Annotated in this window: 25 protein-coding genes; 10 read left to right on the top strand and 15 right to left on the bottom strand. The window is 43.5% G+C overall.

The annotated features are described in order from the left end of the window. Window positions 1-60: 60 nt before the first annotated feature. From AS158_RS01080 to AS158_RS01060, 5 genes are all read right to left on the bottom strand, one after another. Window positions 61-1,755: an ABC transporter ATP-binding protein gene (locus AS158_RS01080; RefSeq protein ID WP_004083354.1), complete on the bottom strand. Its 1,695-nt coding sequence runs from the start codon at window positions 1,753-1,755 to the stop codon at window positions 61-63. Window positions 1,756-1,774: 19 nt separating this feature from the next. Further along, window positions 1,775-3,493: an ABC transporter ATP-binding protein gene (locus AS158_RS01075; RefSeq protein WP_011943915.1), complete on the bottom strand. Its 1,719-nt coding sequence runs from the start codon at window positions 3,491-3,493 to the stop codon at window positions 1,775-1,777. A 5-nt stretch (window positions 3,494-3,498) separates the two neighbouring features. Beyond that, complete coding sequence (locus AS158_RS01070) at window positions 3,499-4,890, bottom strand: radical SAM protein (RefSeq protein WP_004083362.1); 1,392 nt, start codon at window positions 4,888-4,890, stop codon at window positions 3,499-3,501. Window positions 4,891-4,991: 101 nt separating this feature from the next. Continuing rightward, complete coding sequence (locus tag AS158_RS01065; protein ID WP_010865309.1) at window positions 4,992-5,087, bottom strand: Cys-rich RiPP peptide; 96 nt, start codon at window positions 5,085-5,087, stop codon at window positions 4,992-4,994. Window positions 5,088-5,163: 76 nt separating this feature from the next. Then, window positions 5,164-5,328 carry a hypothetical protein gene (locus AS158_RS01060; RefSeq protein ID WP_004083364.1) on the bottom strand — a complete coding sequence of 55 codons (165 nt, stop codon included), beginning with the start codon at window positions 5,326-5,328 and terminating at the stop codon, window positions 5,164-5,166. 195 nt (window positions 5,329-5,523) lie between these two features. Between AS158_RS01060 and AS158_RS01055 the strand changes: the two genes are divergently transcribed. The 5 genes from AS158_RS01055 (at window position 5,524) to AS158_RS09360 (ending at window position 8,047) form a co-directional block, all read left to right on the top strand. Next, complete coding sequence (locus tag AS158_RS01055) at window positions 5,524-7,131, top strand: helix-turn-helix domain-containing protein (protein WP_165304363.1); 1,608 nt, start codon at window positions 5,524-5,526, stop codon at window positions 7,129-7,131. 96 nt (window positions 7,132-7,227) lie between these two features. Next, window positions 7,228-7,446 carry a type II toxin-antitoxin system HicB family antitoxin gene (locus AS158_RS01050; protein WP_004083352.1) on the top strand — a complete coding sequence of 73 codons (219 nt, stop codon included), beginning with the start codon at window positions 7,228-7,230 and terminating at the stop codon, window positions 7,444-7,446. Beyond that, window positions 7,443-7,673 carry a type II toxin-antitoxin system HicA family toxin gene (locus tag AS158_RS01045; RefSeq protein WP_008195297.1) on the top strand — a complete coding sequence of 77 codons (231 nt, stop codon included), beginning with the start codon at window positions 7,443-7,445 and terminating at the stop codon, window positions 7,671-7,673. Before AS158_RS01050 ends, AS158_RS01045 begins: the two co-directional genes overlap by 4 nt. 22 nt (window positions 7,674-7,695) lie before the next feature. Continuing rightward, window positions 7,696-7,908 (top strand): hypothetical protein, encoded by a 213-nt coding sequence (locus tag AS158_RS01040; RefSeq protein ID WP_004079908.1) that lies wholly within the window; start codon window positions 7,696-7,698, stop codon window positions 7,906-7,908. After that, a complete protein-coding gene (locus tag AS158_RS09360) occupies window positions 7,898-8,047 on the top strand; it encodes a type II toxin-antitoxin system HicA family toxin (RefSeq protein ID WP_081434644.1) in 150 nt (49 codons plus the stop codon). The genes AS158_RS01040 and AS158_RS09360 overlap by 11 nt, the downstream gene beginning before the upstream one ends. 70 nt (window positions 8,048-8,117) lie before the next feature. Here AS158_RS09360 and AS158_RS01030 read toward each other — a convergent pair whose 3' ends face one another. The 6 genes from AS158_RS01030 to AS158_RS01005 form a co-directional block, all read right to left on the bottom strand. Beyond that, window positions 8,118-9,860, bottom strand: coding sequence for an ABC transporter ATP-binding protein (locus AS158_RS01030; RefSeq protein WP_004079909.1), 1,743 nt, complete (start codon window positions 9,858-9,860; stop codon window positions 8,118-8,120). 280 nt (window positions 9,861-10,140) lie between these two features. After that, the gene (locus tag AS158_RS01025) at window positions 10,141-10,692 is read right to left on the bottom strand and encodes a heme exporter protein CcmB (protein WP_231556574.1); all 552 of its coding nucleotides are present in this window, start codon (window positions 10,690-10,692) and stop codon (window positions 10,141-10,143) included. 3 nt (window positions 10,693-10,695) lie between these two features. Then, window positions 10,696-11,130: an ABC transporter permease gene (locus AS158_RS01020; protein ID WP_004079914.1), complete on the bottom strand. Its 435-nt coding sequence runs from the start codon at window positions 11,128-11,130 to the stop codon at window positions 10,696-10,698. A gap of 217 nt (window positions 11,131-11,347) precedes the next feature. Further along, complete coding sequence (locus tag AS158_RS01015) at window positions 11,348-12,154, bottom strand: ABC transporter permease (protein WP_004079915.1); 807 nt, start codon at window positions 12,152-12,154, stop codon at window positions 11,348-11,350. After that, a complete protein-coding gene (locus AS158_RS01010) occupies window positions 12,148-12,909 on the bottom strand; it encodes an ABC transporter permease (RefSeq protein WP_008195309.1) in 762 nt (253 codons plus the stop codon). Before AS158_RS01010 ends, AS158_RS01015 begins: the two co-directional genes overlap by 7 nt. Beyond that, window positions 12,860-13,636 (bottom strand): ABC transporter ATP-binding protein, encoded by a 777-nt coding sequence (locus AS158_RS01005; protein WP_008195315.1) that lies wholly within the window; start codon window positions 13,634-13,636, stop codon window positions 12,860-12,862. The genes AS158_RS01010 and AS158_RS01005 overlap by 50 nt, the downstream gene beginning before the upstream one ends. A gap of 614 nt (window positions 13,637-14,250) precedes the next feature. On the opposite strand from AS158_RS01005, the gene AS158_RS01000 reads away from it, so the two are divergent. Beyond that, window positions 14,251-14,490 carry a hypothetical protein gene (locus AS158_RS01000; protein ID WP_038051040.1) on the top strand — a complete coding sequence of 80 codons (240 nt, stop codon included), beginning with the start codon at window positions 14,251-14,253 and terminating at the stop codon, window positions 14,488-14,490. Here the strand turns inward: AS158_RS01000 and AS158_RS00995 are convergent. Then, window positions 14,481-15,338, bottom strand: a complete 858-nt coding sequence (locus AS158_RS00995) for an aldo/keto reductase (RefSeq protein ID WP_008195317.1) — start codon at window positions 15,336-15,338, stop codon at window positions 14,481-14,483. The two genes, AS158_RS01000 and AS158_RS00995, sit on opposite strands and share 10 nt — an antisense overlap. A 112-nt stretch (window positions 15,339-15,450) precedes the next feature. On the opposite strand from AS158_RS00995, the gene AS158_RS00990 reads away from it, so the two are divergent. After that, window positions 15,451-16,119: a viroplasmin family protein gene (locus AS158_RS00990; RefSeq protein ID WP_038053131.1), complete on the top strand. Its 669-nt coding sequence runs from the start codon at window positions 15,451-15,453 to the stop codon at window positions 16,117-16,119. Then, on the top strand, window positions 16,116-16,271 hold the full coding sequence (locus AS158_RS00985; RefSeq protein WP_008195324.1) for a hypothetical protein: 156 nt from the start codon (window positions 16,116-16,118) through the stop codon (window positions 16,269-16,271). The genes AS158_RS00990 and AS158_RS00985 overlap by 4 nt, the downstream gene beginning before the upstream one ends. 7 nt (window positions 16,272-16,278) lie before the next feature. Here AS158_RS00985 and AS158_RS00980 read toward each other — a convergent pair whose 3' ends face one another. Next, entirely contained in the window at window positions 16,279-17,010 is a 732-nt protein-coding gene (locus AS158_RS00980; protein WP_008195326.1) for an MBL fold metallo-hydrolase, read from the bottom strand. Next, a complete protein-coding gene (locus tag AS158_RS00975) occupies window positions 17,007-19,100 on the bottom strand; it encodes an RND family transporter (protein WP_241241226.1) in 2,094 nt (697 codons plus the stop codon). The genes AS158_RS00980 and AS158_RS00975 overlap by 4 nt, the downstream gene beginning before the upstream one ends. Window positions 19,101-19,142: 42 nt before the next feature. Here AS158_RS00975 and AS158_RS00970 point away from each other — a divergent pair, with 42 nt between their 5' ends. After that, complete coding sequence (locus AS158_RS00970; protein ID WP_008195328.1) at window positions 19,143-19,766, top strand: class I SAM-dependent methyltransferase; 624 nt, start codon at window positions 19,143-19,145, stop codon at window positions 19,764-19,766. Here the strand turns inward: AS158_RS00970 and AS158_RS00965 are convergent, their stop codons facing one another. Beyond that, a complete protein-coding gene (locus AS158_RS00965) occupies window positions 19,767-20,114 on the bottom strand; it encodes a cupin domain-containing protein (protein WP_008195329.1) in 348 nt (115 codons plus the stop codon). 175 nt (window positions 20,115-20,289) lie between these two features. Between AS158_RS00965 and metE the strand changes: the two genes are divergently transcribed. Further along, window positions 20,290-22,494, top strand: coding sequence for a 5-methyltetrahydropteroyltriglutamate--homocysteine S-methyltransferase (gene metE / locus AS158_RS00960; protein ID WP_165304362.1), 2,205 nt, complete (start codon window positions 20,290-20,292; stop codon window positions 22,492-22,494). Window positions 22,495-22,634: the final 140 nt, after the last annotated feature.

Raw genomic sequence — 22,634 nt, 5'->3', positions numbered from 1 at the left:
TCAAGAAAATACTCGAAAATCTATATCAGTACTTTCCCCACACAAACATTTCTACTGTTCTTATACCTCCAATTGACTCCTTACAATCTCCCTGTAAAGGGGAGATTTTTCCATGAGTTCTTCGTGTGTTCCTTCGGCTTCCACTCTTCCATTATTCAGTACGATGATCTTCTTTGCTTTTCTTATTGTGGAAAGCCTATGGGAGATTATGATCACGGTGTTGATTTCCTTCAGAATTTTTTCAAAGATTTTCTCCTCTGTCTCGCTGTCCACACCAGAGGTGGCTTCGTCCAGGATGAGAACCTGTGGTTTCCTGATCAAAGCCCTTGCAAGGACGATCCTCTGCCTTTGACCGTCCGAGAGTTTTGTTCCTCTTTCACCAACAACGGTGTGTATCCCGTTTTCCAGTTTCTCGACGAAATCGCACTCACACATCCTGAGAATACGTTCCAGCTCATCCTCCGGGAAGTCCTCAAAAAGCGTGATGTTGTTTTTGATGGTAGTATCGAACAAGATGTCGTTCGATCGAACAAGGATGATTTTCTTTCTGAGTGAAGAAAGTGAATACTGCTCGATAGGGATGTCGTTGATGAGGATCTGACCTTTTGTGGGTGTGAGAAAGCGGTTGAAGAGTGACACAAGTGTGCTCTTTCCCTCCCCAGAACTCGCCACTATGGCCACCCTGTCGCCTGCGTCTATCTTTATGTTTAAATCAGTGAGTATCTCCCCGCCATCTGGATATCCAAAGGAAACATTTTGCAAACTCATCTGTTTGAAGTCTCCGAGCTCTTTTCCACCACCTTTCTCAGCGCTGAGTTCCATAACCTCTGAAATTCGTTCTTTATACGTCCTTGATCTCATAATGTCTAGAACAGAACTGTAAACGTTGCTTATTGATGAATAAAAACCGCTGATGAAGTAGAAAAACGATATCGCACTTCCGATTGTTATTTCCTTTTTCGCGATGAGAAAAGACGATAGAGCAACAACGAGTATCGGGAGCAATCCGTTTAAAAACGGATAGAGACTCTCCGTTTTCGCCACCACATTGAAGAGCGTATTCGACGTGTTCAACCACAGGTTAGTTAATTTTCCGAATTCTTTGTAGAAAAATCTCTTCGATTCGAATGCCTTGATAACCGCCGCCCCACTCAACGTCTCGTTTATAAACTTGACACATTTCTCAAAACTCGAGCGTTCTTTTTCCTGATGTTCCATTATTCTCCGTCTGGGACTCGATAGTGGAAAACTGTAGAGAGGAGACAGAAGCAGGGCAATGAGAAGAATCCTGGGACTGAGCTGGTAGAACACGAAAACGAGCAGTCCTACTTTGAACGATGTTGCCACAAGGTCTGGAATTGTAGAGGAGTACAGACTGATTATATACCACCCATCATCGAACATGCGGGTTATTATCTCTCCTGTGTTTTGCTTTTTCAGTTCAAGCATATCAGCGTCGAGCATCAGTCTTATCTGACTTCTGACCAAATTTTTGAACATACCGACGTTGTTGACAGCGGACATGAAACTGGCCAGGAAATCGAAAATAATGGTTAACAAGAGGAACACAAGAAACAACAGAATGTCTCCAAGGAAAGATGAAAGTTCTTTGCTGTGAATCGCTCTGTCAACGGCACTTTGAAGCAAAGTGACCCTTCTGGAATAGAAAAAACCCGAGGCAACTAAGCTCGCAGTTGTCAAAACGGCAAGTGCTATGTGATTCTTCCTCAAGAGCCGAAACTTTCCAGTTTTCATGCCCACTTTTCCTCCCAATTCATTCTACAAACTGCTCCTTTAGAATCTCTGTGTATTTTTCACACCTGACGATCAGCTCCTCGTGAGAACCAGAGTCCAGAATCCGTCCGTTCTCCATGACGTATATCTTTTTGGCCTTTCTCACAGTGGAAAGCCTGTGTGAGATGATAATCACAGTTTCTATTTCCCTCAAGATTTTCTCGAAAATCCTCTCCTCCGTCTTGCCATCAACACCAGAGGTGGCCTCGTCTAGGATGAGAACCTGTGGTTTTCTTATCAAAGCTCTCGCGAGGACTATTCTCTGCCTTTGACCATCTGAGAGTTTTGTTCCCCTCTCTCCTACGATCGTGTCTATTCCGCTTTCCAGTTTCTCAACAAAGTCACACTCACACATTTTGAGAACATTTTCGATTTCATCTTCTGGAAAGTCTTCAAAAAGGGTGATGTTGTTTCTGATTGTTGTATCAAAGAGTATATCGTTCGAGCGAACAAGAACGATGTTTCTTCTGAGTGATTGAAGAGAGTACTGTTCGATGGGAACACCGTTTATGAGAATTTCACCCTCTGTGGGAGACAGTAGCCTGTTGAAAAGAGAAACGAGCGTGCTCTTTCCTGCCCCAGATCTTGCCACAATTGCGATCTTATCCCCGGAGTTTATCTCGAAATTCAAACCAGTGAGAACAGGAGTTCCGTCGTATTTAAAATACACATTCCTCAATTGCAGTTTTTCGAACTTTTCAAGATTTATACCGCTTGCTCTTTCAAAGGGCATGGAAAATATTCTCGCAAAGTTTTCCCAGTTTGGAAGCGTCGAAAAGAACATTGTCAGGCCTGTGAGCGCCATTCTGACGATGTCGTACATCCAGTTCATGTAAGATTCGAAGGCCAGAAGTGTTCCGACACTTATCTCACCCTTCCAGAGAAGATAAATACCGAAGGCAAGAACGATGGTACTCCCGATCCATCTGTTAATGTCGATGTTTCTGTTCGACAGTTCATTTGCCGTACTGTGAGCGATACTCGCCCTGCTCCATTCTCCGGCACTTGAATCGAGGAAGTTTTTGAGAAACGAAGATCCAGAAAACTGTTTGAGAACAGGAATTCCTTCCACCACTTCCCTGGATCTTTTCAAAAACCTCTGGTAGGATTCCTGATCTCTCTGAGAAGCCCTGATGACCATCTTCCTCAGAATCGAGGTTGACACAAAAAACAGAACGATGCTCACCAGGACCACAAGAGTGAGTTTTACACTCAGAATGAACAAAAGGAAAAGAACAGCAAGGAAAAATCCCAGGTTGAAGAAAAACTGCAACCTTCCAAGGTAAACTCCCGAAGCTACCTTCGGAACATCCCTCATGAAAACCGAAAGATAATCACCGGTGTTCTGTGAGTTCGCGTAAGTCAGTGGAAGCGCCAGGATTTTTGCGTATGCGCTCTTCGATTCCCTAGCCCGGGATGCGTTCAGCAAGTACTTCGCAGCTGAGTAGTTGAGTTTGTACATGATGAAAGACTGGGCCACAAGAACGATGAAGTATAGTACTGAGAACAGAGCGATTTCTCCCACATCACCTCTGTAAAACGCACTGTCGATGGTCTTTTTGATGAGAAGTGGAGTAAGAACGTTGGTGGTCAAAAACAGGCCTTCCAGTAAGAAGAAAATCGGATAGTGTTTTTTGTACTTCCTCTCGAATTTTCTGATATCGTCTCTGAGATGACCTGTAAATAAGAAGAGGTTCATAGTTTTCATCCTCCGTTAAAATTATCCATTAAAGGTAATAATGTCCATGGATCAAATTCCAAAATTGTTTCTATTATTTTCTTTTCAACATCACATGCTTTGAACATATCTTTTTGGTAATCACGCTTAAAAATGCATCTACTGCAGTAAAACAAGAAATAGCAATCCTTGCACTTGCTGTATCTAGCTTTGGTAAATAATCTCAAAGCTTTATACCTCCAGTCTTTCAAATTCTTTAGTATTTTTTCTTCATTATCTTTTACAACATTCGATATTCTGTATTTTAAATTTCCTACAACCAGCTGGCATGGGTATATGTTTCCAAAAATATCTACAATAAATGAATTCGACCCAGCAGGGCAAAATGTACTAACAATTATCTTGCCAGAAGAGTCACTAGGGTTGAGATAATTCATCAGTAATTTACACAGCAGGGCACGATCAAAGTCATTTAAATCTCCTCTGCGACTTTTTTCTAACAGAGAAGCTATTATTTCATAATATTCTTGAGCAATGGAAATATCGATTCGTAAATTTTTGTCTAAAGAACCATTCCAGTCGTACACCGGAGAGATAATCACATTTGCAGCATTGAATTCGGTATAGAAATATTTGTATATTTTCAAAATATTCCAACCGAGTTGCTTGTGTAACTTGGTGTAGGTAACTTCAAATGATATAGAAAAACCTTTCTGTTTAAGCAAATTTATGTTATTCTTTATCCGATCAAAACTGCTAGACTTGCTATCAAGACTAGGTCTTGTATTATCTTGTATTTCTTTCGGCCCATCTAGACTAACAACCATATAGATTTGGAATTTATCCTTATAGGACTCGTAAATTTTAATAAAGCGATTGATAGTTTCCTCTGAAACAAATAAACTTGTAGCTACGGTTATTCGCAGATTATTGAATTTTTTAGCATACTTTGATGTCAATATTCTGAACATTTCTTCTATCATTTCAATATTTAGGAGAGGTTCTCCACCAAAAATATGTATATTGTGCACATTATAATTCGAAAGAAAGAAATCAAGGGTCCGTACTAATACATTTCTCTTCATAAAGCCAGGATTACCATATGTTCCAGCGTTAGCATAACAGTATCTGCATTTTAATCTACAAACCTGAGATACATTTAGCGCTAAACGCAAAATATCATTATCTTTAACCAACTTTCTTTTCAGAGAAATTAAAGTATTTTTCTTTAACTTTTCGAGCTCTTCTATGACATTTTTGGCTTTAGTGCGAACTAGGTAAGAAGAAGCCTTTCTTGTTATTTGTATACTATCATCTAATTTGTAGAAATCAAAATTAACCTTGTCTAGAAGATACCTATTATTGCGAGGAGCTTCGATCAATGAGAAAAAGACCTTGGGTAGATTAATGGTTATCATCTCTTAAAACCTCCTTGGTAAAATGAAATAGAGCCTCTTGATGAACCCCTTCCCCTGGCCTTTCGCCAGGGGAAAGGGAAAAAAGCGGCTGCTATTTTTCCTTAACCACACCAACCACAGACGAGACCAGCTCCTCCACATCCTTTTCCTGGGTTCAAATAATCATTAGGAACAACTGGTTTTGGCATCTTCTGCATAGCATCCCCTCCTTTCGTATGTGGTTTCCGAACACCGGTGTTCGGATTCAGAATTACTTAATAAACAAAAGAAACCCTAATTTCCAACAGTTAAATCTTCCGAATGCAACTTCTCTATCAGGAAGGTGTGAACAACAGTTTTTTTCCTCACTGTCGTTTGATAATCATCAGAAGGACTGGGAAACACAAGCGTGTATAAGAGAGAAAGCAGAATAACTATTGTGAGAATGATCCTTCTCACGATTTTCACCCCCCTTCCTTATTAAGACAGATCTTTTGTGATCTTTCAAACTTTTCCGGTTCTGAAAAGCCATTTTTAAGGCATTCTACGATAGAGGATTTTTATTGAGATTTCATATTTTGTGTAATTTCACTCCTAACGTTACACAGCAGTGTGATAAAATAGCGTAAAAATAATAGTTTTGGAGGGAAAGGATTGAAAAGTCATCAACTTTTGAAAGCACCATTTCAGCATGGATTTCTCTTCTCACGACCACTTGTTATGTACTGCTTCAAAACATGCCATGATTCAGCCTGGAAACATTACATAAGATTTCTGAAATACCGTCATGAAAAGCTTTACGAGGAAGCTCTTTCAGAGATAGATAACGCAATAAAGGTTTGCAACTCGATCGCCTTTCGCTACTTTCTTCTTTCAGAAAAACTCACCGTGCTCGGTTATATGGGAAAACACGAGGAAGGAATAAAACTTTACTCTCATTTACGCGGTAGAATGAGAAACGTTTCACCGAATCTCAGGAGCATATTTATTGGAAACCTTCTGAACTATTGCTCCATGTATCTACACAACGCTTTTGAATGTTTAGGGAGAATAAAGCCAGAGGCTCATCATCTGGAGAAATCCTCTTATGCTTTTATACTGATAGGAAAAGCAAGATATATGGCAAGAACAGGAAACGTCAAAGAAGCAATAGAGTCCTATGAAAAAGCATTGAAAATACTGCAAGAAATTCCTCATCCTTCTGGAATAATTGCCTGTCTTAACGATATGGCATGGTATACAAAGGAGAAAGATCCAGAAAAAGCCAAAGATATGGCAGAAGAGGCACTCTACTGGAATGGATACTTTTTTGATGCTCCGCGTTTCTATGCGCTGGACACATTGTTTGAGGTTCAAAGGACAACTTCTGATCCCGCAATCGTTGAAACTGCCAGACTGATTGAAATCGCTTCTGAAGGATTAAAAGACAGCGCAAGTGATCTCTTGAAAAAAGACCAGAGACTGTTTTTGAGATTGAACAATTCTCTCTATAGGAACACAAAATCTCTCCAGAGATTTCTGAGAAGAAACACCACATCCATCAAACACCTCTCAGAAATAACAGGAGTTGCAAGAAACAGACTGAGCGACATATTAAACGGAAAAACACAAAAGATCAGGGGAGAAACGTTAAGAAAAATAGCAAAGGCTCTTGAAAAATCCAACATTTTGTCTTTTCCTCCTCCCTTATTAAGTGAATGGGTAAAACTGAGGATAGAAGAGAATTTCTCGGCTGCATTGAGAGAGATAAAAACAAAAAGATTGGAGGAAAGACAAATCCTTTTCCTTTCCACCTACACGGCTCTTATTGATAGGAAATTCCTTTCAAGGAAAGAAAGACTCAAAAAGGCATACACACTCCTTGAAGATATTGAATCGTTCGCTGACTTCATGGCAAAAGATCACCGGACCATGGAATTTGTTGTTTCAATGGTGAAGGCTCATCCTTTCGTTGAAGGAAGAAAAGAAGCAGTGAAGAGAGCCCTTGCAAGGATGAAAAGAAAGAGACTGGAAAGATTTGTTCTGAGATACATCGAGATGAAAGAGTCAGACAGAAAGCTCCTTGATAGATTTCTGAGGAACTACGGAAGGTACGATGGTGTGAGGTTTGGCATCAGGTTAAAAGGTCCAGAAGTAGTGAGAGAATTTGCAAAAAAGTACTCTCTCAAGGTTCAACCTCTGTTTGTTGCTTTCTGGTGCGAAGAGGACGGCAGAGCAAGAAGAAGACTGGAAAGAGTCTTGAAGCATATGGTCCTGAATTGAACCCGGAGTTCCAGCCTTAGAATCTCTTTCTCCTGCTATAATTTAATCGAAATTGCCATATCATTTGTCATGATGGAAAAATGAGGGGTGAAAAACGTGCGCAAAATTTTCACAGCTATCATTGAATACGATCCTGAAACAAAGCAATATGTTGGAATGGTTCCGGACGTTCCGGGTGTGCATACTGTAGGTAGTTCCTTAGAAGAAGTGAGAAGGAATTTAAAAGAGGTGCTTGAACTCGTATTGGAGGAAGCAGGAGATGAAATAAATCACCAGGAATTCGTGGCTCTTGAGATGATAGAGGTGGAAACTTGAGTTATCTTCCAATAGTTGATCCAAAAACTATGGAAAAGGTTTTACTGAAACTTGGATTTCAACGTGTTCGCCAAAAAGGAAGTCATGTGTTCTACAGGCACAGCAATGGCAGATATACGACCATCCCATTTCATGCAAGAGCCTTGCCCAAATCACTTATAAGAAAAATCATCCGTGAAGCGGGTATATCAGTGGAGGAATTCAAGAAAGTACTTGAGAATCTGTGATCTCCTCAGGGAGATTGGGAAGATGGAGACGCAAAAGGAGATAGTCTTCATCGCCGTGGAATCGGAGGACGGAGGATACATCGAAAAAACTGAGAGGTATTCGATATTCACGCAGGGAGATACCTGGGAAGAGCTCCTTGAGATGATAAAAGATGCGGTCAAATGCCATTTCGATGAGGGTGCTCCTAAGTACGTACATGCTCGCTTTGTGAAGGATGTGACGATTGCGGTATGAAACTACCGAGGGATGTATCTGCGGATCGTTTGATAAGTTAGAAGATCTAGAATATGAGGTTGTCAGACAACGAGGGAGTCACGTACGTCTCTCCTATAGAGGAAAACACTTCATAACCGTACCGGTTCACAAGATGTAGTTGCGTACCATGGAATCAGCATTGAACAACCCCCATCCCCCCTGGATTGGAAGGTTGTTGTAGATTGATTTCAGACATCTTTATCAGCGATCCTTTTCGATTCATTCACGTACGTTTCTATTATCCTTCTGAACGTTGTGTTGTTTTGCATCAACTCTTCGAACCCTCCGACAGACGAAACTTTTCCGTTTTCAAGGAAGATTATCTTACTCGCAACCCTTATGATATTCGGTTTGTGCGATATCATGATGGCTGTTTTTTCTTTCAAAAATTCAATCAATTTCTCCAGTAAGAATTTTTCTGTTATCGTGTCCAGGTTTGTGAGAGGTTCATCCAGAACAACAACTGGTTTGTCTGCATAGAAGAGTCTGGCAAGTTGTATCCTCTGTTTTTCTCCTCCTGAGACGAAACTTCCTCCTTCTCCAAGTTTTCTTCCTCTCAGATGTTCTATTCCAAGTTCTTTTATGATTCTTTCGAGTTTTTTCTCATCGTACTCTCTTCCAAGAACTATGTTGTTTTCCAGAGTGTCGTTGAATATACCGACGTTCTGAGAATAAAAAGCAACATGTTCGAAAACAGCCGAGGGCATTACCTGCTTCAGATCGTTTCCAAAGAGTTTCACCACACCTTCGTAGTTCTGTTCCAGGCCAAGCAGTATGTTCAGCAGAGTGGACTTTCCTTCTCCGGAAAGTCCCACTATGGCAGCAATTTCACGGGGTTGAATCGTGAAACTGACCTGCTTTAAAATGGGTTTTCCTGGCTCGAAGCCAAAAGTAACGTCTATCAGTTCATAAACAGGACTTCCGGGAACGGGTTTTATTTCACGTTTTTTGAAGGTCTCTTCAGCACGTTTTACCTCATCGAAGTAGTCAAGTACAGCATCGAGGTTCGCCGACACTCGTGTTATGACACGTGCCAGTTCTCTGAACATGTACAGAGGTGCCGTCACAAAAGAAAAGTATGTCCACAGTGCCCATATCGTTCCCACGGTCATCTTTCCGTCTATCACAAGGTATGCTCCGTAGGTGAGAATGAAGAGCCGTGTGAAATACTCCGGCAGGTTCACCATCAGTTTGTCGAATCTTGAGCGGGGAAGTTCTGCCTTCAAAACGGTGTCTGCCACCTGCTGATACATCGTCTCGCACTCTTTCTGACGTTTCTTTTGAGCTTCTCCGGCAAGTACTTCGTGGATGTTTTCAAACGTCTCGGTGATGAAACCTGTTACACGACGTAGAATTTCATACATCTGTGCGTACGGCCGTTCGGTTACTCTGCCGATGATGTTCAGATAAATACCGACTATCACAGCGTTTGCCACAAACAGGCCAAAAAAGGCTTTGTTCCATACGAAGACGGTTGCCAGTATGAATACACTACGTATTATCACCAGAACGTTCTGAAAAAATCCGTAATCCAGCAGGAAAAATGCGTCGTTGAGTTGATGGTTTATCAGAGTGGCATAGTAGGCAGAGCCCTGTTGTTTTAGCTTTTGCCAGGGAAAGAAAAACGACTGGCTGAAAATGCGACTGGACAGATCTGCTACGGCTCTGTACTTTGCTTTCAGGTAGATCTGGTCTCCAGCGTACGTAAGAACGAAAGACAGTGCATAGAGAAATCCAAGAAGGTAGATCGTGTTTAACCTCAGTTCCAGTCCGGCCAGCCCATCGATGACATCTCTCACAAGAAGAGGGATGAAGAAATCGAACACGACCGAAGACGTTGCAAGAAAGCCACCTATAACTATGAGCACCAGAAAACGCTTTCGAATCAGAGAGTAAAAGCGAAGAATTTTCTGGATACTCCTGAGATTCATGACTTTCCCTCCCTGGTGTTCTGGAAGATTTTTCAGAAAGGCCTTCCCATCACCAATGTTCGCTAATACATATCGATGTTTCCGTACTTTCTTGCTGCAAATTCAATCAACCGCAGTGTGAAATAGGCCAAAACGAGGTATGCAAGACCTACTGATGCTTCCCAGGCACTTGAAATCCAGGCCTTCATTTTAAATCCTTGCAGAGTGTATATTATGCTTTCGACCGAACGCGAAAGCGGCAAAAGCTGTGAAAGCCATCTGAAAAACACGGGCAGTCTTTCTACAGGAAAACTTGCACGCTTAAGATGAAAACCATCATCTCTGCAACACCAAGGAGCATGTTGATATCTCTCATCAGCAGTCCAAGAGCTGCCACCGTCATTCCGAAACTGCTCAGAGCCAGTACACCTATCGTCATATGGGCAAAAAGGCTCGCAGTAATGGAGGGATCGAGTTTTAAAAAGCAAAATGAAACAGCCAGTCCCAGAATCACCGTGGTCAGTGCATCGATTATGTGAAAAGGCATCTTTTTTAGCATTACTTTGAATTTCGATGAAGGCGAAACAACGAAGAAAATCAACGATCCCTGATCTCGCTCGGAGAAAAATATTATGCCGAGCCCTTTAAAAACGCTTATTGAAGACAGAGCCATGATATTTGCTATTATGAAAGCTCTCGCATCGTGCAGCGTTTTATATCCATATGCAAGAAGTGTTGAGTAAAAGAGCAGCCGAAAAATCGGATTGATGATCTTTTCAGCGGCATAGGCTTTCCAGTTCAGCCACAGGGAAACCCCTTTGTACGAAATCCAAAAATGTCTGAGCAGCCTCACTTCTCAAACCAGCTCCCCTTCCGCTCTGCTTTTTCTTTCTATCTTTTTGAAAAGAACATGTCCTAAAAGAAAGTAAAAAAGCGTGAGTAAAAGTGCGTTGAAAATCAAATCCTTTCCAGCACTGCCAACTTCAAAGGAATCTCTCATCAGCGTAACTGACCAGCTTATGGGAAGGAAACTGGAAATCACTCGAATCCATTTTGGAAGAATGTCTATCGGAAAGAGCATTCCCGAGATGAAATACACCGGATACTGGATCGTTGACATCCATGAAAAGGCGTTCTTTGAGAGTGTCAAAAGCGTTGCAAAAACGAAAGAGGTGGAAATGAAGGAAAGGACCAGTATCAGAAACGAACAGGCAAACATCACGGGATTCGAAATGGCAAACTCCAACTTCAAGACAAAATAAGAATAAGCCACAACCACGGCGGCTTCCATCTAATTCCCCCGCTTCAATCAATATCAGCGGATTCTGATAATGCAGAAATTTTTGCAAAGTAGCAGCCTCTGGCACTCTTTTCCAGAAAGATTGCGACCACCAACACTGCCACCAAACCACCCGCTTGCACGAGACCTATTTTCATTTGATAAATTCCCACGGTGATTGCTACTTATCCACTGTTGAACAATATAGCAATGGGACGTGAAAGAATCATCAAAAACCCTGCAACCCATTTTTCCTTCCTTTGGTTTGAAGTACCTTAAAAGAAATGGTGCCAAAAGCTAAGTACAGTAAAGATAAAACAATCAAGATGATGAATTCTTTTTTCAAGTCAAGCAATGTGTTTGTTTTCATGAGAAAATAGCGTGTGAGGTCCAACCCCCACGTAAATGGAAAAGCATATGCAAGATATTCCAGCACTTTTGGAAGAACATTCACAGGAAAAAACATACCACCAATCAGAGGAGCGGCATTACCAAGCAAACTCACCAGTTCGTCCCCTTCTTTGAATCTCAACGTGATGCCAAAAAACAGAAAGACAAGACCGAAAGAAGCGATTATGGAAAGAATAACAACACCCGCTGCAAGGGCAAACTCAACCAGGTTGAAGGTCATCAGATTCAGCAGCACTGCCAGGACGATTATCGGAACAGACTCCACGGTAACTTTCACAAGACCAAAAACCGACCACGAGAGGATGTACCCTATGGAACTCACGGGCATGATGAACAGTTCTTCCAGCTGTCCTATTCTCATGTAGTACCTCAAAGCAAAGACAGATCCCCAGAGTACCTCAACGTAGTTCCAGTAAGCTGCCCCTAGCAGGAGGTATCCGATGATGTTCTTCGTGTTCGTCGCACCGTAGAAAAACCGTACAAGGCCTGATTCTGTGCCAAAGTAATAGAGCAGGACAACGGGCATTATCGTCAGAAGGGGTGTGAGGAAAGCTCCATACCAGTCTATTCTGTATCTTTTCGCACTCAGGAAACTGGCTTTTGCAAGATACAGACTTCTCACCATGATTCCCATTCTCCTTTTTTTCGAATCTCGTTTTCTGCCTTTTTAAGCAACCATACTCCGAGGATCAGATAGGCAAAACTCAAACCTGTCAGTATCAGGAGTTGGGGAACAAAGCCACTCATGTTTCCGTTTTTTATTATGCTTCTTCCTATGGAGATGAGGTAGGTGAGCGGTATCATGTACGAGATGAGTCGAACGTAAGAAGGGAAATTCTCAACAGGATTGACCATCCCTGAGAGGACGCCAAAAAAGAATTGGGCAGTGGAATTTATGCTTCTGATTCTCTTCTTCCACAACGACAACGCTGCGAAAAATATCGAAAAGAATGTTATGTAAACACCGCTCACCGCCAGCAAAAGAAGAAAGTAAAGATGGATCTCAAGATTTATACCGGAAAAGTAGAAGAAAAGCAATGTGAAGAATGTTATGTACAGGTTCATTAGAAACGTGTCAACGGCTTTTGAGAACAAAAAAGCCAAAAGACTGATTGGAGCAAGTACCACGGAGATGAGGGCGCCTTCTTCTCTTTCTTCTGTGAATCCGTCTCCCACCCCAAAGAAGTACTGGTTCAGCCAGTACCAGAGCAGGGCTCCTATCAACACGTTCTCTGCAAGCGAGTTCACATCAGCGATTCTGGAAGAAAACACATAAGGCCCTATGATGAAAAACGGAGTCAGAGCCATGTTCACCCACACGAACCTGTATTTAAGCCTTATCTTCATTTCCTTCAGAACCAGATGGAGTATCTTCCTCATCCATATTTCGCCCCCTGATGAGGTTTTCGAACACCTCATATACTTCGCTTCTTTCGCTGCGGATATCTTTGTATCTCACTTCCATCTGTACACGACCGTTTCTAAGAAGAACAACGCTGGCATTCTCGGGAAGAACGTGAAGTACATGACTTATCATTACGATAGTCAATCCCCTCCTGTTCCGTTCATCCAAAAAACCGACCATTTCACGCACCGACGGTGGATCCAGACCGTTGAGTATCTCGTCGATGAACAGTACCTCTGGATCGTGAATTAGCGCTTTACAAATCATCAACTTTTTCCTCATACCCGTTGAAAACTCTTCGACGGGTTTGTCTTTGTATTCGAACAGACCGAATCTTTTGAGAAGCTCTTCCATTCGTTCTCTTCTGACCTTTTTCGGTACGCCATATACACCCCCAAAGATATCGAGGTTTTCCCAGGCAGTGAGTTTCCAGTACAGACTTCTCTCGTTTGCAAGAACTACCCCTATTCTCGCAGATAGCTTCTTCCAGTGCTTTTTCACATCAACGCCGAGAACCTTCACTTCCCCATCGTCAGGAAGCAAGAGACCTATCATGATTTTCAGCAGTGTGCTTTTTCCCGAACCGTTCTCGCCGACGATTACCTTGAAGTCTCCCTCTTCTGCGTAAAAATCAACTTTATCGAGAACTCGAAGTTCTCCGAAGGATTTCCTGACACCGGACACTTCTACGACTTTTCTCATACCAACTTCACCCTTTCACGGAACTTTGAAAATAATCTCAAAAGTTCTGGAGAGGAGTTTTTTGGCACCTGTTTCTTTTCAACATTTCTAAATTATTTTATCCAATTTTTCAGGATAGAGGGAAGACTCTCAACCAAAGAATGTCACAGCAATGGTCTTCGTGTCAGATAGATCCATCATGGTCGTTTGATAATCATTGAAAAGGCTAGGAAACACGAATGCGTATAAGATAGCTTTTCATGATTTTCATCCCTTTCCTCATTAGAACAGATCCTTTGTGACCTTTCAAATCTTCCTGGTTTTGAAAAGCCCATTTCAAAGCGTTCTGCGATAGAGGATTTTCATTGAGATTTCATGTTTTGTGTAATTTCACTCCTAACGTTACACAGCAGTGTGATAAAATAGCGTAAAAATAATAGTTTTGGAGGGAAAGGATTGAAAAGTCATCGACTTTTGAAAGCACCATTTCAGCATGGATTTCTTTTCTCACGGCCACTTGTTACATACTGCTTCAAAACGTGCCATGACGCATCCTGGAAACATTACATAAGATTTCTGAAATACCGTCATGAAAAGCTTTATGAGGAGGCTCTCTCAGAAATAGATAGCGCAATTTGAAATACATCGAGATGAAAGAGTCCGACAGAAAACTCCTTGACAGATTTCTGAGGAATTATGGAAGGTACGATGGAGTGAGGTTTGGGATCAGGCTAAAGGGGCCGGATGTGGTGAGAGAGTTTGCAAGTAGGCACTCTCTCAAGGTCCAGCCCCTGTTCGTTGCCTTCTGGTGCGAAGAAGACGGCAGAGCAAGAAGAAGACTGGTGAGGATATTACACTGGATGACTCAAGAGTGATCGAGTGGGAAAACGGGTGTCAGTTCCTGCGCTTTTTCTTTCAGTATCTGCAGTTCTTCCTCGCTGATTTTCGTTCCCTGATTTTCAACGATTTGACACATCCACCAGAGAAATTCCTGGTGACTTGGACTCACAGCTGCGGTGACGGGCAGTGATAGTGTGAAGCGAAGTGCCATGGATGCTTCTTCGAAATCATCCACAGGATGATACCAGCATTTTTCCCAGCGTTTTTCTTCTCCTTCTTCCAGACGTCTTTTTGCCAGAGCCTTTATTGCCAGAATTCCCATGTTTTTCTCCCGGGCTTTGCTGTAAAGTCTTTTGCCAAATCCTTTTCCCAGCCAGCTTGCCCAGTTCAGTGGAAAAAGCACCGTATCGAAATCGAACCTTTCCAGCATCGAAAGTGCAGCTTCCTCACTGTGAGCAGAAAAACCGATGTACCTTATCAGTCCTTCTTCTTTTGCCTTCAAAAAGGCCTCTATAGCTCCATTCGGTGAAAAGATGGCCTCCACCTCATCGAGCGTGGTCACAGCATGGAACTGATAAAGGTCAAAGTGATCCGTCTGGAGTCTCTTCAGAGATTCGTTCAATTCTTTCCAGGCACCTTCTTTTGTTCTCTCCATCGTTTTACAGGCCAGAAACACCTGGTCTCTGTAAGGCTTCAGCGCTGAGCCAAGTTTTTCCTCGGCGTCTCCGTAGGAAGGAGCAACGTCGAAGTAGTTTATGCCCCTCTCGATCGCTCTGGCAACTATCTTTTTTGCAGATTCCACGGACTCGTTCATCACAACGATTCCGCCGAATCCGACCACAGAGAGCTTTTCACCTGTTTTCCCCAGAACTCTTTTTTCCACGGAAAATCCCCCCTTCAACGACTGGGTCTATTATACATCCAGGACCTTAATTTCTCCAAATTGTATCGATTTTAAATGGACATGGTATAAATGGGTTTGAGAGGTGATGAAGTTGGCAAAAAAATACTACGCTGTGAGGAAAGGAAGGGTACCAGGAATCTATGAGTCCTGGGAAGAGGCAGAAAAACAGGTAAAGGGCTTTCCGGGAGCAGAGTACAAAAGTTTTGAGAAGATAGAGGATGCAAAGGCATATCTTGAGGGAAAAGATGAATGCACCTGCCCGGAACTTGACGAAGAGACGATGATCGCCTATGTGGATGGGAGTTATGATGTGGTCTGTGGTTCTGGAGTGGTTCTGTGCTACAGGGGAAAGAAGGAAGAGTACTACTTCTGGACGGACATCGATGAGTTCAAAGACTCAAGGAACATAGCCGGAGAGATCATGGCTGCACTTTTTGCCATGGACTGTGCTTTGAAGAAAGGAGCAAAAAGACTCATTCTCAGGCACGATCTTGAAGGGCTTGAAAAGTGGGCAACGGAAGAGTACAGAACAAAAGAGCCGGTGACGCGTGTTTACAAGTACCTTTACGAGCAGTTTTGCAGGAGCGGTCTTGAAGTGGTCTTTGAGAAGGTGAAGAGTCACTCTGGAGACTTTTGCAACGATGAGGCTGACAGGCTGGCAAAAGAAGCAGCGAAAAAAAGATCAAACGTTGAGTGGACTTTGAAGGATTTTGAGAGTACAATGAAGATACTGGATCAAAAGAGGAGATGGGCAGAATGAAAAAGATGAGTATCACGGGTGGAACGGCCCTGATAGGGCTTGGAGTTGGTTTTATTCTTTTCAAACATTCCGTGTTCTATTTCATTGCGTCTCTTTTCATAGGAATCGGTGTGGGTTTACTGATCGAGTATCTCACGAAAAGAGAAAAATAGAAATCGTTCAGACTTTCTCTGGATTGTACACCAGAACTGCCGTGCCGCATGTTGCATAGAGACCCTTGAAGTTTCCATAGGGATACGGCTCGCCCTTCAGTGACCCATCGATAACACCTTCCACAGCCTTTATGAGGTCTTCCAGATAATCTGGTCCAAAAGGTTTCAACTGTGTGCCACTCAGATGCCCATGGTAGATCTTCTCGAAACCGTCGATCTCTCTGAGTTTTTTCAGGCTTTTAAGGTACTCTCTCAGTGGAAGACATCCCGGAAGATGCATCCAGGTGTGTCCTGCCCCCACCGAATCCCCGCTGAAAAGCAGCCTGTTTTCTCTGTCCAGAAGAGCGATCGACCCTGGTGTGTGTCCCGGGACTTCGATCACCTCGAGCGTTCTTCCACCAAGATCGAAACTGTCTCCCTCTCTCACGTCCAGAAAGTTTTTGTAATCCACCTGTATTTTGAACAGTTCTATGATCTGAAGGTCCCTGTGGTTGAGATACACCTTTTCGAACTGGTTTGCCTGCATGATGTGATCCCAGTGGGCGTGGGTGAGAACAACTTCGATGGGTTTTTCCGTGATGGATCTTATGAAACCTTTCAGGTCACCTTCTCCCATACCGGTGTCTATGAGGAGGGCTTTCTCTTCTCCCACTACCAGGTACATACTGTCTCCCCTGTAGTCGGCGATGTGCCATACACCGGGCTCGAGCAAGGTGCAGGTGTACTCGTTTTTCCTCATCTTTTCACCTCCAGAAGTTTTGGCAAAACCACAAGACTCATGAAAGAGCTCACGGTCATCGTGACCCACATGATTGCGACAAGATAAGTGTGGAACGTGAAGGGTGACAGAATCAGAGCGGAAAGCCCCACAGAAAGACCAAAGGCGTTTGCCAGAATTGGTGTGGATGCGATCTTTACCGTCTTTTCCAGATCCCTGTAATATCTGAACAGCTCCGTCACATGTATGGCGTAATCTATTCCAACCCCGATCACTATTCCGGCCATGTTTGCCGTGATCAGGTTCAGAGGAATCCCAGAAAGCCCCATGAAACCAAAAAGAGACACAAGCGAGATCAGAACAGGAACGATCGCCTTTGCTGGAATGACAAAACTTCTCTGAAACAGAACAAGAAGGAGAAAGACCATGCTGACAGCAAGCACCACCGAAAGTACCTGCTGATGAACGATCGAGTCGTTCATCTCTTTTATGATGTAGGGAAGCCCCGTCACCTGAAAGCCGCTTTCTTTCACTATGTGTTCCACTTCCTCGAGAGTGTTTCTGTCGAGGTTATCCAGAAAGATGAAAGCCCTTCCTGTGCTTTCGGATAGAAAGTTGTTCGTGTACTCCTCTGGAAGAAGTCTTTTGAGTATCAGCGCCCTTGCAAGGATTTTCGGGTAACCTTCTTCTTTGAAGAGATGTTCGTTCATCTTCACAAGGATATCGTAGACGGAAAAGGCATCGTATCCTTTGCTCTTCAGTTTTTCTTCCATCGAAAGGACCTTCCGGGCAAAGTCTGGAGAGAGCAGATTCTCTGACTCGAAAACGGCATAAACGGGCAGAGCCCTTCCGAAGATCTCTTCTATCTTCTCCACGTTCTTTCTGACCCTTGTGTAGCCTTTGTAGAGTTTCAGAATGTTGAGGTCTGCCTTCAGAAGGAATGTGCCTGGAAGGAAGGCGAAAAGAACCACCAGTGTGATGATCCACGCTCGCTTTGAAAGTCTTTGAAAAAGCCGGGCCAGGCTGCTTTCCTTCTTTTTGATCTCAACATCTTCCATTCCTGACAGTATTACGGGAAGTACGATCCACGTTGAAATTCCCGCAAGACCGATTCCAGCGGCGGCGAGGAGTCCCATCTGTTTCATGGACTGAGAGTTCAAAGTGAGAAAAGAGAGAAATCCTGCCATCGTGGTGAGTGTGGTGAGGATCATCGCCCTTCCAACACTCTCGAGAGTATCTTTGATGGCGTTGAACGTATTCTCTCCCTCTTTCTTTCGTTCCAGAAAGTGCGAGACGAAGTGAAGCCCATCGGCACTTCCCATGACGATGGTGAATATGGGAACCAGAACCGTGATGATGGAAAGGTTCTGTCCCATCCATCCCATCACGTAGCCAAGCGTCCAGAGGGCGGCGAATCCCGCCGGTATCAAAGATAAAATAGCGTACCTGAACCTTCCAAGTTGTACTCTGAAGACGTTCAGAAGAAGAACAACGGCGAGTGGAGGAAGCGTGAATATCATGAACAGAAGATAGCGAAATATCTGGTCTTCCAGATACTGTGTTCCAGAGAGGTAATGTTCATATCCTGAAAGAGCACTTTCGATTTCATCGGGATTTACACTGTTTCTGGGAAGTATCATGAAGAGGGAGTAGTATCCATCTTCCATTTTCCTCACGTTGAGGAAGTCTTTCATGTTTTCAACATAGTTTAGAAAGTCTCTGTACTGCTCTTCGGACATGTTTTTTGTCTCCACTAGCCTGAAGCCAGCGGGAAACTTCTCCGGAATGGGTGGTATGACTGTCTTTACACCTTCAACGGAGGAGAGTTTTTCCTTTATTTCAAAGATCTCATCTATTCCTTCTCTGCTCAGGGGATCGACGCTCGTCTTCACCATCACCACAAGCTGTTCTCCTGTTTTGAAGACACCGTTCATCTTCTCGTATATCTCTTTCTGACGGGATTTCTGAGGCATCAGAATGGAAAACTCAGTTGTGAAGTGAAGCCTGAAAAGCCCAAAGAGTGCTAAAATGTTCAGTACCAGCACCACCGCGAAGATCTTCTTTCTGTTTTTGAAAACAAAAGAGGTGTACTCTTCGAACAAAGGTGTCACCTCCCGTGGACTTTATTTTATCAGGAAGGACGGTGAAAAAGCATGTGGGATGTCTTTGAACACTTCGTGAACGAGTACGAGGAGTGGTTCTTAAAGCATAAATTCGCCTATCTTTCTGAACTCAAAGCGGTGAAGGCCCTTCTTCCAGAGGGAAGGGGAGTGGAGATAGGAGTTGGTACAGGAAGGTTCGCTGTTCCTTTGAAGATAAAGATCGGGGTGGAACCTTCAAAACGCATGGGAAAGATAGCAAGAAGAAGGGGAATACTGGTGATAGAAGGAACAGCGGAAAATCTGCCACTGAAGGATGAAAGCTTCGACTTTGCACTGATGGTCACCACGATTTGCTTTGTGGATGATCCACTGAGGGCTTTGCAGGAAGCAAAAAGAGTGATCAGAAAAGGAGGACACATTATCGTTGGTATTGTGGGCAGAGAAAGTTTTCTGGGAAGAGAGTACGAAGAAAAGAAGGAAAAGAGCCTCTTCTACAAACGTGCAAGATTCTTCTCGACCGAAGAGATAGTGCACCTAATGAAAATGGTGGGTTTTGGGGACTTCAAAGTGGTTCAGACACTCTTCAACCATCCCTCAAAACTCACCGATGTTGAGCCTGTCTTAAAAGGATACGGCGAAGGGGCTTTTGTGGTGATCGCGGGGCGAAAAAGTTAATCAGAGCAAAACGATTATCGCCAGAAACTCAAGGTCTGTGTTTCCTGTATTCTCTATCGAATGAGACTCTCCAGAATCCGTGAAGCACACGTCTCCTGCTTTTATGGGAACGTCCTTTCCGTTGTCGTGGAAGACGCCTTCTCCCAAGAGGATGTAGTAGATTTCGAATTCCCCCTCGTGTTTGTGAAGCCCCACGGAAGATCCGGGAGGGAGTTTCATTCTGGCAAAGAGTCTTGCTTTGTTGTGCATAGCTTCTTTGGAGAGAAGATGTGCCATTTCCACTTCACCTTTCCCACCGCGCATGTTAGAAATCCTTTCAGGGGTGATTTCAGAAGATCTCACGACCATACCTGTTCCCTCCTTCATCGATTTTTCTGACTTTGAGTATATCACACATCACAATCTGAAAGAGCCAGTTTTTCCCTCAAAAAATGTTTATGCAAATTTTCCTTCTGTTAACCATGTTACACACAACATGTGGTATCATGTTTTCAAAACATACAACAAATGGAGGTGAAAAGGGTTGAAGGCTTACGCGTTCGGTTTTCCGAAGATAGGAGAAAAGAGGGAATTCAAAAAGGCTCTGGAGGATTTCTGGAAGGGAAAGATCACGGAAGAACAGTTCGAGGAAGAGATGAACAAACTCAGAATGTACATGGTGGAAAACTACAGAAAGAACGTCGATGTGATTCCTTCAAACGAACTTTCCTACTACGACTTTGTGCTCGACACAGCGGTGATGGTGGGGGCAGTTCCGGAGAGGTTCGGTGAGTACAGAGGACTTTCAACGTACTTCGATATGGCGCGCGGTGGAAAGGCTCTGGAAATGACCAAATTCTTCAATACCAACTATCACTACCTCGTTCCGGAAATAGAAACCGAAGAGTTCTATCTTCTCGAAAACAAACCTCTTGAGGATTATCTGTTCTTCAAATCGAAGGGAATAGAAACAGCACCGTGGGTGATAGGTCCTTTCACTTTCCTGTACCTTTCCAAAAGAAACGGCGAGTGGATCAGAAGACCAAATCAAATGGAAAAACTGCTGGAAAGCCTCGTTTCTGTTTACAAAGAAGTATTCGAAAAGCTCGTGGAAAATGGCTGTAAGGAGATTCTCGTGAACGAACCCGCTTTCGTCTGCGATCTTGAAAAGGCCCACTGGGATCTGATACTGAACGTGTACCGTGAGCTTTCAGAATTTCCACTGACTGTTTTCACCTATTACGACAGCGTTTCCGACTACGAAGCGTGCGTCTCCCTTCCGGTGAAGAGACTTCACTTCGATTTCGTTTCGAACGAAGAAAATCTGAAAAATCTCGAAAAACACGGGTTCCCGGAAGACAAAAAACTCGTGGCTGGTGTGATAAACGGCCGCCAGCCCTGGAAAGTGGATCTCAGAAAGGTGGCATCGCTGGTAGAAAAACTCGGTGCGAGTGCCATCTCAAATTCCTGCCCACTCTTTCATCTTCCAGTGACTCTGGAACTGGAAAACAATCTGCCAGGCGGATTGAAGGAAAAACTTGCCTTTGCAAAAGAAAAGCTCGAAGAGCTAAAAATGTTGAAAGATTTCCTGGAAGGCAAAACATTTGACCTTCCTAACGTGTCTTTTGAAGATTTCGCGGTGGACCTCCAAGCTGTTGAGAGGGTAAGAAATCTTCCAGAAGATTCGTTCAGAAGGGAGAAAGAATACACCGAGCGCGACAGAATCCAAAGAGAAAGACTGAACCTTCCACTCTTTCCAACAACGACCATTGGCTCTTTCCCGCAGACTCCTGAAGTGAGAAAGATGAGATCAAAATACAGAAAGGGAGAAATTTCCAAAGAAGAATATGAAGCTTTCATAAAGGAACAGATAAAAAAGGCTATAGAACTTCAGGAAGAAATAGGACTCGACGTTCTTGTGCACGGTGAGTTTGAAAGAACCGACATGGTTGAGTTCTTCGCTGAGAAGTTGAACGGCATCGCCACTACTCAGAACGGCTGGGTTCTCTCCTACGGTTCGAGGTGTTATCGCCCACCAATCATATACGGCACCGTCACACGACCAGAACCCATGACGCTCAAAGAAATCACCTACGCTCAGTCTCTCACGGAAAAGCCCGTCAAAGGAATGCTCACAGGACCCGTCACCATCATGAGCTGGAGCTACTACAGGGAAGACATCCCAGAGAGAGAAATAGCCTACCAGATAGCCCTTGCGATAAACGAAGAAGTGAAGGATCTGGAAGAGGCGGGAATAAAAATCGTGCAGATCGACGAGCCCGCGTTCAGAGAAAAAGCACCCATCAAAAAGAGTAAATGGCCTGAGTACTTCGAATGGGCGATAAACGCCTTCAACCTGGCGGCCAACGCGAGACCGGAAACACAGATCCACGCCCACATGTGCTACTCGGATTTCAACGAAATAATTGAGTACATCCACCAGCTGGAGTTCGACGTGATCAGCATTGAGGCTTCGAGGAGTAAAGGTGAGATCATTTCTGCCTTTGAAAATTTCAAGGGATGGATCAAGCAGATCGGTGTTGGTGTTTGGGACATCCACTCTCCTGCTGTTCCCTCCATCAACGAAATGAGGGAAATAGTCGAAAGAGTTCTCAGGGTACTGCCTGAGGAACTGATCTGGATCAATCCCGACTGCGGTCTCAAGACGAGAAACTGGGATGAAGTAATTCCATCGCTCAGAAACATGGTGACACTTGCGAAGGAGTTGAGGAATAAATTCGAAAGTTGAGGGGGACTTGTCTTTTCACGGGAAAGTGGTATAATGATTTCAGAAGAAGAAACGGAATAGAAAAAGTGCTTGACAAACAGGAACAGTTTGTGGTATAATACAAAATGGTCGACCAAAAACAAGAGGGGGAAAATTCCCCC

This window comes from Thermotoga sp. 38H-to (assembly GCF_011057665.1).
In the GTDB taxonomy this organism is placed as follows: Bacteria; Thermotogota; Thermotogae; order Thermotogales; family Thermotogaceae; genus Thermotoga.
Note: the sequence above shows the minus strand (reverse complement) of the source record. Positions and strands in the feature narration are given on the sequence as shown.

What these genes read in the sequence shown, in the direction of transcription:
- AS158_RS01080 (WP_004083354.1), bottom strand. Translation starts at nt 1,755, where the DNA reads ATGAAAACTGGAAAGTTTCGGCTCTTGAGGAAGAATCACATAGCACTT.
- AS158_RS01075 (WP_011943915.1), bottom strand. Translation starts at nt 3,493, where the DNA reads ATGAACCTCTTCTTATTTACAGGTCATCTCAGAGACGATATCAGAAAA.
- AS158_RS01070 (WP_004083362.1), bottom strand. Translation starts at nt 4,890, where the DNA reads ATGATAACCATTAATCTACCCAAGGTCTTTTTCTCATTGATCGAAGCT.
- AS158_RS01065 (WP_010865309.1), bottom strand. Translation starts at nt 5,087, where the DNA reads ATGCAGAAGATGCCAAAACCAGTTGTTCCTAATGATTATTTGAACCCA.
- AS158_RS01040 (WP_004079908.1), top strand. Translation starts at nt 7,696, where the DNA reads ATGGAGACGCAAAAGGAGATAGTCTTCATCGCCGTGGAATCGGAGGAC.
- AS158_RS01030 (WP_004079909.1), bottom strand. Translation starts at nt 9,860, where the DNA reads ATGAATCTCAGGAGTATCCAGAAAATTCTTCGCTTTTACTCTCTGATT.
- AS158_RS01020 (WP_004079914.1), bottom strand. Translation starts at nt 11,130, where the DNA reads ATGGAAGCCGCCGTGGTTGTGGCTTATTCTTATTTTGTCTTGAAGTTG.
- AS158_RS01015 (WP_004079915.1), bottom strand. Translation starts at nt 12,154, where the DNA reads ATGGTGAGAAGTCTGTATCTTGCAAAAGCCAGTTTCCTGAGTGCGAAA.
- AS158_RS01010 (WP_008195309.1), bottom strand. Translation starts at nt 12,909, where the DNA reads ATGAGGAAGATACTCCATCTGGTTCTGAAGGAAATGAAGATAAGGCTT.
- AS158_RS01005 (WP_008195315.1), bottom strand. Translation starts at nt 13,636, where the DNA reads ATGAGAAAAGTCGTAGAAGTGTCCGGTGTCAGGAAATCCTTCGGAGAA.
- AS158_RS00985 (WP_008195324.1), top strand. Translation starts at nt 16,116, where the DNA reads ATGAAAAAGATGAGTATCACGGGTGGAACGGCCCTGATAGGGCTTGGA.
- AS158_RS00980 (WP_008195326.1), bottom strand. Translation starts at nt 17,010, where the DNA reads ATGAGGAAAAACGAGTACACCTGCACCTTGCTCGAGCCCGGTGTATGG.
- AS158_RS00970 (WP_008195328.1), top strand. Translation starts at nt 19,143, where the DNA reads ATGTGGGATGTCTTTGAACACTTCGTGAACGAGTACGAGGAGTGGTTC.
- AS158_RS00965 (WP_008195329.1), bottom strand. Translation starts at nt 20,114, where the DNA reads ATGGTCGTGAGATCTTCTGAAATCACCCCTGAAAGGATTTCTAACATG.